The organism is Oceanobacillus salinisoli, assembly GCF_009733865.1.
GTDB classification, from domain to species: Bacteria; Bacillota; Bacilli; order Bacillales; family Amphibacillaceae; genus Oceanobacillus; species Oceanobacillus salinisoli.
The window spans coordinates 52,235-64,463 of sequence record NZ_WOFB01000017.1 but is presented as its reverse complement, the minus strand read 5'-3'; the positions used below and the strand labels follow the sequence as shown (position 1 = coordinate 64,463).

At 34.9% G+C, this 12,229-nt stretch carries 26 protein-coding genes; 1 reads left to right on the top strand and 25 read right to left on the bottom strand.

The features are described from left to right. Positions 1 to 94 precede the first annotated feature (94 nt). The gene (locus GMJ66_RS13130) at positions 95 to 247 is read left to right on the top strand and encodes a hypothetical protein (RefSeq protein ID WP_156290774.1); all 153 of its coding nucleotides are present in this window, start codon (positions 95 to 97) and stop codon (positions 245 to 247) included. A 50-nt stretch (positions 248 to 297) separates the two neighbouring features. Here the strand turns inward: GMJ66_RS13130 and GMJ66_RS13125 are convergent, their stop codons facing one another. The 25 genes from GMJ66_RS13125 to GMJ66_RS13010 form a co-directional block, all read right to left on the bottom strand. After that, positions 298 to 963: a hypothetical protein gene (locus GMJ66_RS13125; RefSeq protein ID WP_231514929.1), complete on the bottom strand. Its 666-nt coding sequence runs from the start codon at positions 961 to 963 to the stop codon at positions 298 to 300. A gap of 62 nt (positions 964 to 1,025) precedes the next feature. Next, positions 1,026 to 1,175, bottom strand: coding sequence for a hypothetical protein (locus GMJ66_RS20450; protein ID WP_197046694.1), 150 nt, complete (start codon positions 1,173 to 1,175; stop codon positions 1,026 to 1,028). A 140-nt stretch (positions 1,176 to 1,315) separates the two neighbouring features. Further along, positions 1,316 to 1,786, bottom strand: a complete 471-nt coding sequence (locus tag GMJ66_RS13120) for a hypothetical protein (RefSeq protein ID WP_156290773.1) — start codon at positions 1,784 to 1,786, stop codon at positions 1,316 to 1,318. A gap of 199 nt (positions 1,787 to 1,985) precedes the next feature. Then, entirely contained in the window at positions 1,986 to 2,528 is a 543-nt protein-coding gene (locus GMJ66_RS13115; protein WP_156290772.1) for a site-specific integrase, read from the bottom strand. 1 nt (position 2,529) lies between these two features. Next, complete coding sequence (locus GMJ66_RS13110; RefSeq protein ID WP_156290771.1) at positions 2,530 to 3,072, bottom strand: ArpU family phage packaging/lysis transcriptional regulator; 543 nt, start codon at positions 3,070 to 3,072, stop codon at positions 2,530 to 2,532. Positions 3,073 to 3,198: 126 nt separating this feature from the next. After that, entirely contained in the window at positions 3,199 to 3,486 is a 288-nt protein-coding gene (locus GMJ66_RS13105) for a hypothetical protein (protein ID WP_156290770.1), read from the bottom strand. A 35-nt stretch (positions 3,487 to 3,521) separates the two neighbouring features. Further along, entirely contained in the window at positions 3,522 to 3,683 is a 162-nt protein-coding gene (locus tag GMJ66_RS13100) for a DUF3954 domain-containing protein (protein ID WP_156290769.1), read from the bottom strand. A 206-nt stretch (positions 3,684 to 3,889) separates the two neighbouring features. After that, on the bottom strand, positions 3,890 to 4,078 hold the full coding sequence (locus GMJ66_RS13095) for a hypothetical protein (protein ID WP_156290768.1): 189 nt from the start codon (positions 4,076 to 4,078) through the stop codon (positions 3,890 to 3,892). Further along, positions 4,071 to 4,409 carry a hypothetical protein gene (locus GMJ66_RS13090; RefSeq protein ID WP_156290767.1) on the bottom strand — a complete coding sequence of 113 codons (339 nt, stop codon included), beginning with the start codon at positions 4,407 to 4,409 and terminating at the stop codon, positions 4,071 to 4,073. The genes GMJ66_RS13095 and GMJ66_RS13090 overlap by 8 nt, the downstream gene beginning before the upstream one ends. A 105-nt stretch (positions 4,410 to 4,514) precedes the next feature. After that, entirely contained in the window at positions 4,515 to 4,703 is a 189-nt protein-coding gene (gene fbpA, locus GMJ66_RS13085; protein WP_156290766.1) for a Fur-regulated basic protein FbpA, read from the bottom strand. Between the two features lie 2 nt (positions 4,704 to 4,705). Then, positions 4,706 to 5,020 (bottom strand): MazG-like family protein, encoded by a 315-nt coding sequence (locus GMJ66_RS13080; RefSeq protein ID WP_156290765.1) that lies wholly within the window; start codon positions 5,018 to 5,020, stop codon positions 4,706 to 4,708. Then, positions 5,017 to 5,469 (bottom strand): hypothetical protein, encoded by a 453-nt coding sequence (locus GMJ66_RS13075; RefSeq protein WP_156290764.1) that lies wholly within the window; start codon positions 5,467 to 5,469, stop codon positions 5,017 to 5,019. The genes GMJ66_RS13080 and GMJ66_RS13075 overlap by 4 nt, the downstream gene beginning before the upstream one ends. Then, complete coding sequence (locus GMJ66_RS13070) at positions 5,466 to 5,663, bottom strand: hypothetical protein (RefSeq protein WP_156290763.1); 198 nt, start codon at positions 5,661 to 5,663, stop codon at positions 5,466 to 5,468. Before GMJ66_RS13070 ends, GMJ66_RS13075 begins: the two co-directional genes overlap by 4 nt. A 6-nt stretch (positions 5,664 to 5,669) precedes the next feature. Then, a complete protein-coding gene (locus GMJ66_RS13065; protein WP_156290762.1) occupies positions 5,670 to 6,143 on the bottom strand; it encodes a sporulation initiation factor Spo0A C-terminal domain-containing protein in 474 nt (157 codons plus the stop codon). Positions 6,144 to 6,225: 82 nt separating this feature from the next. Next, positions 6,226 to 6,837 (bottom strand): hypothetical protein, encoded by a 612-nt coding sequence (locus tag GMJ66_RS13060; protein WP_156290761.1) that lies wholly within the window; start codon positions 6,835 to 6,837, stop codon positions 6,226 to 6,228. A 36-nt stretch (positions 6,838 to 6,873) separates the two neighbouring features. Further along, positions 6,874 to 7,035 (bottom strand): hypothetical protein, encoded by a 162-nt coding sequence (locus GMJ66_RS13055; protein WP_156290760.1) that lies wholly within the window; start codon positions 7,033 to 7,035, stop codon positions 6,874 to 6,876. Positions 7,036 to 7,153: 118 nt separating this feature from the next. Continuing rightward, a complete protein-coding gene (locus tag GMJ66_RS13050; protein WP_156290759.1) occupies positions 7,154 to 7,945 on the bottom strand; it encodes a hypothetical protein in 792 nt (263 codons plus the stop codon). Between the two features lie 13 nt (positions 7,946 to 7,958). Beyond that, the gene (locus GMJ66_RS13045) at positions 7,959 to 8,186 is read right to left on the bottom strand and encodes a hypothetical protein (RefSeq protein ID WP_156290758.1); all 228 of its coding nucleotides are present in this window, start codon (positions 8,184 to 8,186) and stop codon (positions 7,959 to 7,961) included. Between the two features lie 2 nt (positions 8,187 to 8,188). Beyond that, positions 8,189 to 8,467, bottom strand: coding sequence for a hypothetical protein (locus GMJ66_RS13040; RefSeq protein ID WP_156290757.1), 279 nt, complete (start codon positions 8,465 to 8,467; stop codon positions 8,189 to 8,191). Positions 8,468 to 8,638: 171 nt separating this feature from the next. Then, on the bottom strand, positions 8,639 to 9,472 hold the full coding sequence (locus GMJ66_RS13035; RefSeq protein ID WP_156290756.1) for an AAA family ATPase: 834 nt from the start codon (positions 9,470 to 9,472) through the stop codon (positions 8,639 to 8,641). 11 nt (positions 9,473 to 9,483) lie between these two features. Further along, positions 9,484 to 10,257 (bottom strand): conserved phage C-terminal domain-containing protein, encoded by a 774-nt coding sequence (locus tag GMJ66_RS13030; RefSeq protein WP_156290755.1) that lies wholly within the window; start codon positions 10,255 to 10,257, stop codon positions 9,484 to 9,486. Continuing rightward, positions 10,244 to 10,429, bottom strand: coding sequence for a hypothetical protein (locus GMJ66_RS13025; protein ID WP_156290754.1), 186 nt, complete (start codon positions 10,427 to 10,429; stop codon positions 10,244 to 10,246). The genes GMJ66_RS13030 and GMJ66_RS13025 overlap by 14 nt, the downstream gene beginning before the upstream one ends. Before the next feature lie 70 nt (positions 10,430 to 10,499). Next, positions 10,500 to 11,663, bottom strand: a complete 1,164-nt coding sequence (locus GMJ66_RS13020) for a hypothetical protein (RefSeq protein ID WP_156290753.1) — start codon at positions 11,661 to 11,663, stop codon at positions 10,500 to 10,502. Positions 11,664 to 11,710: 47 nt separating this feature from the next. Continuing rightward, on the bottom strand, positions 11,711 to 12,001 hold the full coding sequence (locus GMJ66_RS13015) for a hypothetical protein (protein WP_197046693.1): 291 nt from the start codon (positions 11,999 to 12,001) through the stop codon (positions 11,711 to 11,713). A gap of 33 nt (positions 12,002 to 12,034) precedes the next feature. Continuing rightward, entirely contained in the window at positions 12,035 to 12,214 is a 180-nt protein-coding gene (locus GMJ66_RS13010; RefSeq protein WP_156290752.1) for a hypothetical protein, read from the bottom strand. Positions 12,215 to 12,229 lie beyond the last annotated feature (15 nt).

Genomic DNA, 12,229 nt, shown 5'->3' with positions numbered 1-12,229 from the left:
TCATTGTATTATTCGACAAAAGGGTAAATATTCCTGCATAATTAGCAGGATTTTTACAATTTTATGTCGAATGTACTAGAAAAGGAGGTTTCAAATGAAGAAGGAATTATATATTTTGATGGGATTAGTTCTAGTATTACTTGTTCATTTTATTGATCCGGCTATCATTCCAGATACTGTGACATTATTTTTTAGTAATTTTGTGTCTTGGATTAGCAGTCTAGAACCTAAAATACCAACTTTTTGACGTAAAAAGGCACCCAGCTATTGGATGCCTTTTAGCTATTTTAATGACATTTATTGTTCTAAGTCTTCCGGGTAAGTAATTGTATCAAATACTTCACCAGTATCAACATTTTCTACAAAAATAGTGACCTTATAATTTTCTGGATCCACACCGTCAAATAATTGATATAACATACCACTAATTCCTAGACTCAATGCTGCAAATCCATCAAAACTATTTTCAAAAGCTTCTTGATCTACACTCATCGTAAATTCAGAAAAAGATTTATCTGAATTTACATCTTGTATGGATACAAAATCTTCACTATTTTTTACCTCTTCAATGGTAGTATTTAACTGATTTTCCAAGTCCGCCATCATTTCTTTGTGTTTTGACTTTGACATCTTGTATGTAAGGGAACCATCATTGTTTTCTATAACTTCTTTAATTCCAGATTCTTTTGCATCAGCAATAACTTGGTCAATATCTTGATTTTGCGTTTCAAATAATGTGGATGGTATAGTCACTTCAACATTCATTAGTCCTTTATCTACTTCAACAGATTCTTCACTATCTTTTTCTTTCATTTTATCCGTTTCCTCTACGTTGTCTTCACTTTCTGCACTTTCAACTTGATTGTCAGATTCATTTTCGTTAGTTGATTCTACTGTTTCTTCATTTCCACCACATGCTGCTAAAAATAACATTAATGCAAATAAGATTAATAACTTTTTCAATATAATCACTCCCCCTAATATGTATAAGTTCATTATGAGTGAATTGGATGATTTATTCAAGATTATCTTTTTCTAAACGCCCCACCTTTACCACGCTTATAAGTATCACGATGAACACCCATTAAATCCTTTATTTCTGATTCTGTTAGTATTTCTTCCTTATGCTTGGTTTGTTTTATTTGTTTTTTCTCAAGATGATCTCTTATTTTCATTCCATCACCTTCTTCAAATAAAAAGGCGCTCATTAATATAGTGAGCGCCTTTTTCATAAACTTTCTTATTACCATATTAACTTATTTATCTAGAAAATCCCTGCCTTTCTTCTGCCAAGTTTCTGCCATTTGTCTGCCATTTATAAATTATAAATTTTTCTTTCTACTTTCACCAATAATTTATCAACGTCTTCTAGGGGCAGTCCATACTTTTTCGATGCTTTATTTAATACAAGTGAATCGTGTTTTTCTGGTGAATATTCTCCATCTTCTTGTTCTAATTTTTTAAAGCTATCCTGAATATAATTATAAATTTCCATTTCTTCTTCTGGTATTTCATTTTTCCTTTTTATTAATTCCTCTTTATGTCGATTAAATTCGGGAGTCACTTGAATTGCCTTTCCATTCAATGCATGAATTACTCCTTCTTTAACTTTCCAACGATAATAACTATAGTTAGATAACCTAGGGTAATCTACAATAAATTCAACTGTATTTTCACCTACTTTTCTCCACTTCCTTGGAAATTGAACAAAATTATTTTCAAAGTATTCTTCTAGTGTCAATCCATTGTTTAATACATGAGATTGTACGATTTTTACTGGATCCATTTTAACCACTCCTTTTTTTTAGATATTCGACAAAATTTTAAAATATCCTCTTATTTTCTAATATCAATTACCCATATCTTATATACTGTATAATTCAAGAAAACGCCAAACCCCTTATATTTCTTAATCTCATTAAGTTTTCAGAAAACAAGTTACACATGAATAAATTGAAGGTAATTAAAAGGTGTAAAAAATAAAGCTATATTTTAAAGTTCTTCATGGCCTTATCTTTCTCATCTTGATCAATACCAATATATTTCAATGTGATTCTTGGATTGGAATGGTTGAATATATCTTGGAGTAAGGCAACATCTTTATATTGCTTATAGAAATGGTACCCAAATGTCTTTCTTAATGTGTGTGTGCCTATATCGTCCAAACCAACGTGTTGTGCAGCCTCTCTAAGTATCTTATAAGCCATGCTTCGACCAATTGGTTTATTAACCCCTTCTCTGCTTTTAAAAAGGACTTCATGGTCTTCTTTTCCTTCGACATAGTCTTTGAACTCTCTTCTAAGACCTGGTGTCATCTCAATACGCTTCTTCTTTCCTGTCTTTTTTTCAGTTATATTGAAATAAGCCCTTTTTGTATCACTCACACGTAATGGAAGTATATCGGATATTCTTAATCCACTATTGATACCAGTAACAAACAACATGTAATCACGGTAGCTCTTATCATTCAGGTACCGTTTGATTTCTCTAATTAGTTCTGGGTCTCTTATTGGCTGAACAAAGTTCAACTTACCTCACCCCCTCTACAACTTTTTCTTTAGGGATGGTTTTATCACATTTCCAGCAATCATATTCACCATCATCATTTATATACAGATTTTCGCCACAATCTGGGCATTGTTTTTGGTATATCTCTATACGAAGAATAAAGGCGAGTTTGTAAAAAGCTCTTGATTTAATCCGGTAATATTTTCTTTCGCTAAACCCTAATTCGTTGTAAACCTCATAATCATAAATATCATCCTCTTTCAAATAACGATTAATAATGATGGACCTTTCTTGATAAGCTAATCGATTTACAGATTTTTGAATTTTATTTATAAAATCTCTTCTCTTTTTCTCTTGGTCTAGTTTCTTAATGGCGGTTTCCTCTGTGCTTGAATGAAATTGATTGTTCGGTTTGGACGGAACCAGTTTTAATGATGATGTTATCTTTGGTTCATTGTCTTCTGGATCCATAAGTAGATACATTTTATATTTTTCCAACTCCGATTCTACTGCAGCTCGTGTCGCTTCTCTGTCTATTTCTGGTAATTTAAAAGTTATTTGCATATTTACCGCCCCCACTCATAAAATAAAATAAGGACAACAAAGGAAATCCCCCAATTTCCAATGTTGCCCCGGTTGTTCCGATAGCAAAGTTATTTAGTTAAAAGCTTGTCCGGACTTCGCACTAACCTACATATCATCAAATGGTTTTTCTCTCACGAATTTGTCTCCGTTAAACCATTTTGCAAACTTCCAGATAAAATGAGTTAAATCAATCTGTCCTTCATCACCAGTTGCATCTTTAATTTCTGTAGGAGTTACACCTGCTTTTCTTAATGCTTCTCTATTTTCTTCCGTACCCTCTACTAACGCGTAATATAAAATTTCTCCATCTGCATCTAAATCAACAATTTCAAGGCTGTTCAATAAAGGTAAGGCTGTATCTAACCAATCTTTTTCACCATATTTGTTAGGCATCTTTATCCTCCTTTCAATTATTCAATAGTTTCTTTCTACTTCGTATACTTAACCTCATACCTACCCAGCTTCCCGTCTTCCCACTTCTGAACTACTTCACCAAATCCACTTGCTGGCTTGTCCATCTTTTCTAATTGCCCGTTTTTCACTCGATAAAGAGCTTCTTCTTCTAAATTAATTTCTGCTGTCTTTGTCATATGTTATCCCCCTACAGACGTTTATCAAGTTCTTTTTTGAAGCAAGAATCACAAATGTCTTGATATTGTGTTACTGAATCCCCACACTCAGCACATTTCATCCTCAGCCCTCCTAACAGCCCTTTTATACGCCTTGTAATATCCCACTAACGAAATAATAAATGCCGTTCCTGCTCCTGCAATAAACCCTGTCATCCTTCCACCCCTTAATGAATTTCTCTTGCTATATATTCTCTTAACCTCTGATTATCACTTTCTAATTTGCTTACATAACTGGTAGTTTTCGCTATAGCTGTTTTTGCTTCGTCCAATGCTTGCTCGTCCAGTTCATCCATGACATATATTGTATTTAGTTTCTTTCTAGCTTGGTTTAAAATGTCGATAAAATCACTCATTCTTTTCACCTCTTATCGCATTTTCGTACATTTCAGCCTTTGCTTTTCGCTGGTAACGTTGCAATTCTTTTGGCAGTTCTACCTGGATATGCAATTTATAATGATGTGAACAAAAGTCTACTTGATGCCCAACTTTTTTGGCGCAATTATCACACATCGGTAAATCACATGTTTCATGCTTATAACCTGGTGAATTAACTTCTTGAAACAACTTAGAATTTCTAAAAAATATAATGCTGTTGTCATAGCGGACGATATAATCACATAATTTTGTTGCTTCTCTCTTCTTACATAAAGCGCAAGGGTTAGAAAATACTCCTATATCATTCATTTTCTCCCACCTCTTTAAATGCTTATTTAAGCCCATTACAGATATTTTTTAATCGTTGTATGTATTTGGTCTAGTAATCTATAAAAATCACCTGTTTCATATTATCTAATCATTTTTCTTTTCACGGTACTCTTTCGCGGCTCTGTTTTTCTCTTCAATATTCATCCACTCTAGATCCGCAAGAGAAACGTTTTCTAGTGACAATCCAGATTTAGCAGTCACAACACCCATCTTACGTAATTCGTGAATCAATTCGTTCCTACGATTGCTTACTTTTTCATTTAGCAGTCCCACGGTTACACCTCCTTTAAATCATCCTCTTTGATGAATACGCCATTTACCATTTTTCCTTTTCGGTCAGCAATTTCTTCATACGCAGCATTGATGCAATCTCTTATATCTAAATCTAATTGCATAGATAAAACGGTCAGAACGACATAATTATCTCCAATCGAATCAATCACTTGATCCAGATTCCCTTTTGCTAATCCTTGTGCCAGTTCCCCGACTTCCTCCATGAGCTTTAACATTTGTTTTTCTGGTTGTGCTTGGTCTAAATTTCTGTCAATTGCCCACTGTTCGATATTTGTTGTTAATTCATTTAGATTCATTCCGATTCTCCTTTCAATGCTTCACGTGCTTTTCTCTTCAATATCTCTACTAATCCTTCATAGTCATATTCCCAATCACCAGTTGAAGATAGTTTAGTTTTCAATGCCGGTTGTTCATCGATTTCTTCCAAAGCCTGTTTGTAGAGTTGGTTTTGGCTTCTAAGAATATTTAAGTTCCTTGCTGTTTCTGCTTCGTGATTTTTTCTTCCTTCGACTTCTTCTTCCAATTCCTCCACACGCTTTGCTAATCTTATATTTTCTTCTTGTAAAGCATAATGTTCTTCTTCCATACCGTTACTAACAAACATTATCTTTGCGTTTAGTTCTTCTTGTAATTTTTCCGCACGTTCCGCTTGTTGGATAAGCCACGGTATATCCTCTTGTAAGTCTGGTTCTAAACAATCAATAGCTGAATAATATTGTTTCATTCTTTCCAACCGTTCACTCATTCCGCACACCACTCCTTCTCTACCGGATAAAGATAAAATGGTTCTCCGTTTATTTCATAATGTTCGATGATGCCGAATTTATCTCCATCTTTAAAAGCAACTTTCATTCCGTCCAATACATCAAGATGTGAAGATAATAACCGTTTAACGTTAGAGTCTGCATTTTTACTAAAAAGGTTTTTGTTAAAATTCATTCGCACTCACGCACTTTCGTCGTCTTCCAAATCCAGCCACAGTCTTTCTGAAATCATCGCGATAAATTGAGAATTTGTTGGCTTTTTATCGAATAGGTCAAAGTCTTGATGACTGCTATTGTTCCAAGATTTTTCAATCGCATGGCGAATGGCTCTTTCCACTCTGGTAGGTGTTGTATCATATTTATCCGCAATTTCCGGATACATAACCGTGGTTGTGTTTGTAACTTCCGATTTGCTAAACGCCATTGTTATAGCATTTTTCAGATATCGGTACCCTTTTAAGTTTGAAGTTATCTGGAAATCCATGAGAACCTTGGAGATTTTACGTTCCAGATCTGTTAGTTTAGGGTGAATCGTCACCTTTTCTTCAACATCTTCCAACAATCCGTGTTTGCTTAAAATTGATTTCATTCCAGCTATCTCAGCTTTTAATTGTTCAACTTCCTTGCGCAAAATTTCGTTTTCAGTTCCAATCATTTCAGCACCGTCCTTTTATTATTTTGGCTATTCGGATTATATGGTGGAATACCCTTTTGTTTTGCACCATATTTTATCCGAACTACGCATTAACTTTTTCAACTAATTTTGCGCCCATACTCATTAATAAATCTCTGAATGGTACAAAATCACCATCGTTTGCATAACCACAAGAATATGTGTAAACTCTCGGTTCGTTTAAATTGTGTGATTGATATTTCATGTATCGTTTTGCTTCATCCCTGATAAAGAAGAATGCAACCTTCTCCCACCTAGTTTTCCTCCATGCCATTGCGTGAAGTTTTACTCCATATGCTTCAAAATACTCTGACCATTCAGTGATTAACTCTTCTTCTTCAAGAAGACCTTTGAAATAATTGTATCTCAGCTCGGAGAAGGGTTTTATTTCGATGGGACAATCTTCACCTCGATCTTCATACCAGTCGCTTATCATTTCTGTTTCATCATCCCACCAACGGTCGTAGTCACAATCAGTAGTGAATGTTAAGGGCAAATCTTCAAAGAATCCGTTTAAATCATCGCTATAAGGAATAAAATCAAACTCCTTATTTTCCACTACATGAAATGCATGAGCAGTAGATGCGTTGTCTTTTGCTCCGGGCTTTTGCTTTTCGGCAAATTCACGTAAAAACTTTGCTTGTTCGTCTGTTAAATTAATCGTTAATTCCTTCATTCTTCTTCTCCTCTCTTAATCCGCATTTTCTTTCAACTACCGCCCAACCTTATTCTTATTCCCATTAATATAATCATCCGGTACCCAAGCAAACACCCGACCATTAAATATGACTTTGGTAGGCTTGCCGTTCCTTTCTCTCAGAACTTCCACCGTAGGCCTGTACTTTTCACCTTTGATTCTTGGTTTTATTGCCACACCTTCCACCCCTCTTTAAAACGTTTCTTTAGTTCGTGCCACTGGAAATAGTCATAAATATAAACCCAATCCCTGTCCTCTTTTCTAAACAGCAGGTAATGACCGTGTCTTAATTTTCTCAACTCACCACCCACTTAGATTGTTTTTTAGGAACACCATTTACAAATTTATATCCCATTCGTTCTGCTTTGCCACGAACGCCTAAAGCGCTGCGGTTTAATTGTTCAGCAATTTCCTCGAAACAATATCCTTGTTCTAACAAAGTTACTAATTTCTTTTCTTCTTCTGGAGAATATTTGTTGTGATTTGGCAAACGTACTGGACGCTCTTTTAGTCCCAAATCTCGAATTCTTTTTTTTATTGCTCCTTGGCTGCGTTTCAGTTCATCCGATATTTCCGGGTATGAATATTTGTGTTTAGACAACATCCATTTGAGTTTTGAATCATCCTTCAGGCTCCAAGGGGTGTTATGCGGTTTAGGAACATGCAATTTCTTTAGCTGATCAGCTCTTCGTTTTTCTTCTACCCATCCCGGTTCAGGACCAAGTGATAATCTTTCTAATCTGCTAAAATCCAACATGTGCCTATTTTTTTCTGCCCATTTCCAGAAATCTTGGTAAGAAATCATCCAAACGCTTTTCTCTTTGGTTAACCGTTTTTGTTTTGCAGGCATCTTATATTTTTTAATCCAGTTTTTTAATATCCCGTAATGAGTGTTCAATACTTGGGAAAGTTTGCTAATAGTGATCCCATCAATATGAGTCAGAGGATCTCCTAACCCCATCCTTTGAGCTTTTAACATAACGGCATTAGATGACCTTCCCAGCTTTTTAGCGATAGTTTCTCTGTTAAAAACTCCCCATTTATCTTCTAAAAAATCAAGTTCTTCCTGAGTCCAAAATTTCCCCATCCCTCACCCTCCTTTAATTGGCAATACTTTTTTCTAATAGACAAACCTTTTGATAACACTTGGTAACATTGCTGCAGCATTCTTCATAATTCTCAGATGAGATTTCAAACAACCCGAGCTTATTCAAATAAATAGTTAACTCACCGATTACTATTTGCTGGCCTTTTTTCATTCTTTTTAATTTTTGAAGCAATGGATCCTGATTAATCCCTAAATAATCGTAAATCATTGTTTGGTCCACAGTTATTTCCTCCTGTAAGCGAAAGGTCTAGTAATCTTTCCTTCTTCTGCCTGGTATATTAAAGCCATTAATATCTCCACGAATTCACGATTGAATTTATCCATCAAATCTTCAATTTCAAATCCGTTATTATACAAAACTGTTATTTCATTTAGTAGGCCTTCTGAGAAGGCATCATCATATTTACTTTTGAAAACATAAACAAGACCGCCGCCTGGTATATTTTCATCATTTATCCATTGCCTTCTCCGATGTTCATCTAAGTGTGTAATAGCACTCATGCACTTTCACGTCTTTGTAATAGTTCTAACTTTGCATCTATAAATCTCAAAGTCTCTGAAACTGCTTTACCTCGGTCATAATCGCAATTTGTGTCTGAGCAAGAGTGGAACGATATTCCCCAACTATTCTCAATATTCACTCCTCCGGTACCATTACAAGTTTCGCACAATTTAGTTTGCTCCTTTCATTCTGTGGTCAGGACCATCAACTTTTAGCATTTTAGCGCCAGATGCCATTCGGCTAAGTATTCTCTTTCCTGGTGTTTCATCATATTTCTTTTTCACTTCTGCACTTGAATAGTTAAGGTTGTACAGATTTTGTTTTCCTTGCCTGCGGTCTAATATTTGATAAATAATATCCCCACTCCACGTTTCGAAACCATTTGGCTCCCTTTTCGAACGTTCTCCAGCAATTTCATCTAGGATTAATACATCAACCGTAGCAAGCGTATCTAAAATAATTTCTTCCGTAAGGCCTATTTTCTTATTGTTGTAAGTTCTCTGAATCAGTTTCATAAGTTCAGGAACTTTTGCAAACAGAGCGATTTTCCGAACTTTGTATGTTCGTCCATTTTCTTTCCAATCAACTGTTTGTTTTTCAAGTTCCCTTGCTATGCATCTAAATAAATGCGATTTTCCGGTTCCGGGATCACCGTTGAGAAGAATTGCTGTGTGTTTCCCTTTTATATAATCCAGTGAAATTTGCTTTGCTTCCATTTGTGATTCGGTTTTAGGAATATAATCATCAAACGTGACATATTCTAAATCAGAAGGTATAAACTCGATAGCTTTTGCACGATCTGATAACAATCTTCTTTTAGGAGGTTCGTAACCCTCCGTAAGCTCTTTGGACAATTTCAGTCGTTCGCAATTTAAACAATGACTTATTTTTTCACCGTTTTTTTCATAAACGGGAACCTTTGAATCACATTTTTCACAAATACGTTCACCAATCAACGTAAAATTTAACGTTTGCATAATGTCTAGGTCTTTAATACTTTTCACTTGTTATCCTCCTAGAACAAATTGTCATAATCATCGGGTGGTTGATTACTTTGATTTGATTGATTTAAATACCCTTCGAACTTAGTACCAAACAATGTTTCTGGCCTTAAAAATTTATTCATTTTATTGTCTTTTAGCCATTCTTCTGTTTTGATATCGATAACCTTTTTAAAATCATCCAATCGAAAACCATCATTCCAGCGTGCTTTTATTAGAGTTCTAGTTTTAGATGTTTTGGAACGATAGTTTTTTGCAGCTGCACTGTTGAGATAATTTATTATCTCGACGAAAGGTATTTTTTCTTCTTTTTCTTCTTCTTCTTTTTCTTCTTCTTTTTCTTCTTCTTTTTCTTCTTCTTGTCCACGTGTCGTGTACGTATCGTATAAACCCTTGATATCACTGCGTTTGACGTTTTCTTTAACAAAATCAATTAAAGAAGTGTCTTTGACGTTTTTTAATTCCGAACGAACACAATCCATCATCGGTTTTCCGCCACGATTGAAATTGTATTTACCCCAGTTTTTTAGAGCAATTTCTCTTGTTTCGCTGTTGTAAACAACGACTTCATGTTGTTTGATAAAGCGATCCAGTAACAAATTTATTGTGTCAATCGAATATCCGGTATCAAATGCCATTTGTTTTTTTGTGATTTGATATATTCCGATTTGAGTCGTGTTGGAATTAGTTAACAGATATAAATAAAAATACTTGTCTTCAGGAGTCATTTCTTCGACAACCTTAGCATCGTCCCAAAATTCTGTGTGCACCATTCTAAATTTTGCCATTTCTATCCCCCTTTACTGTTTTTCTTTCGCATATCGCATATTTTCCTTCTATATCGATTAAATGATAATGAGGATAACGCAGCATATAATCCAACGTATCGCTCCATAGATCGTCTTTATTTGATTTGTTTAATATCCGTTCTGGAAGCAATACTTTAAATGGTGTTAGCATACATTCCCTCCCTTATCTCCGATTAAATTAACCGTGTTGTTGTACGAGTTTTATCCCGAATGTGCAGCAATCAACTTGCTAAAGCACCTATTTTCCAAAGTTTCTCTCTTACTTCGGGCCATTTGTAAGCTGTAGATCCTTCACCGTTATGATCAGTGCAGAACCATTGAGTAATACCTGGTTTTCCATGGACAACATATTCTCTTAATCCTTTTACCCAACTACTTTCAGTCGATGACATTGGTAATGTCCTTGTATATAAAGGTAACTCTATTGGTTCTTCAAATTTTTTGTGAATCCCCCAAGCTCTGCTCTCTGTCTCCTTTAAACCGACTCGTCCATTTGTTTTTAAGTAGAACTGAAAATTTCTAGAGGTCAAATTAAGAGAATATAGATAATCTAAAATGCCGTTAGCTTTAGTAATTCGTTCCTGTTTAGTTGATTTCTTGGCCTTAGATTTCCATTTTTCAATTTGGTTTTCATCAGGTACACTTCTTGATTTTGGGTTATGTTTCCCAGAAGGTTTTACAAGCTTTCTCTTTCTATTCTCTTCCGTGTCTAAATCAAAGAAATAGAAGCTTGCTATATTTGTAAATTCATATTTATTAAGTATTGTCCACCACATATTGTTAATGTTGTGATAAATAACTCCTCTTTGTAATCTTCCTTTTCGATCTCTAAAATACTTGACTTGACCGTTTTTTAGAATTTTTCCATCTTTGTCCTTTGCATTGTATTCTTCTATCTCAAAATCTGGCAACTCTTTCCCTTCTTTATAATGGCAACAACTTTTAATACGGTGCATCACTTCTTCATAAGCGTATTTGAATGTTGATTCGCTGCCGTCGGAGTATCCTTCATCATCAAGCAATTTAATCATGTATTTTTTTTCAAGAAGAAATCTAAGTTTTATTAGATATGGCATTTTTTCAAACTTATCAAAGTCATAATAACCACCATTGGTATTTTCAACATTGATATCTTGAAAGAATTCAAAATTAAAACCTGCTGGGTACTTCTCTGCTTTGAATTTCAAGTCCCCTTTTCGTCCTTCAAAATGATCATCTGCCAGAATTGGATATTCTTCCAAAATCCGTTGGTCTGTCTGTATTTTCCATCCCCGTTTCTGCATCATTTCTAAAAGTCTTTTCATAGTTGGATGAGAAATATCTGAATCAAACGGAACGGACAAATTTGTATTCCAACATCTGAATGATTTGCTTTCTTTCCCCATATAAATTCCTCCTAATTATTACTTCGCAATTTATCCGGAATGCGACATTAAGCTTCTTCTTCATCAAGAAGGTCATCTATAATTTCCGAAGCCATTTGACCATCTTCGTTTTCCGTTTCTCCTAATGGTTCACCATCTAACATTGCAAAATATCCTGTTGGATAAAGTTCCACACAATCTTTGTGGTAAAGTTCATCCTCAACAATTACAACGTAATCATCCCAAACAAATTCTTCATCACAATAAAAGCATTTAGCCTTTTTCTTTATTTCCCAATCGTAACAATTGCAAGTTCCAGCTTTTGCCCCACACTCATCACATACTTGAACTACTGGCATTTTTAATTCTCCTTCCTTATGTTGCATTTAAAGTCACTCATTCAACATTTTTTCAACTCTTTTGGCGGCATCCTCTGTAATTCCAAGAACAGTTGCGCCAAACTTGTTTTCCTCATATTTCTGTACTAAGTCATTCAAAAACGTACTTAATTCCTCCTGAATCTGTTCTTCAGTCAATCCTGTCATTGAAATATAAAAGTGTTGTCTTTCCATTATTCTGCCTCCTTA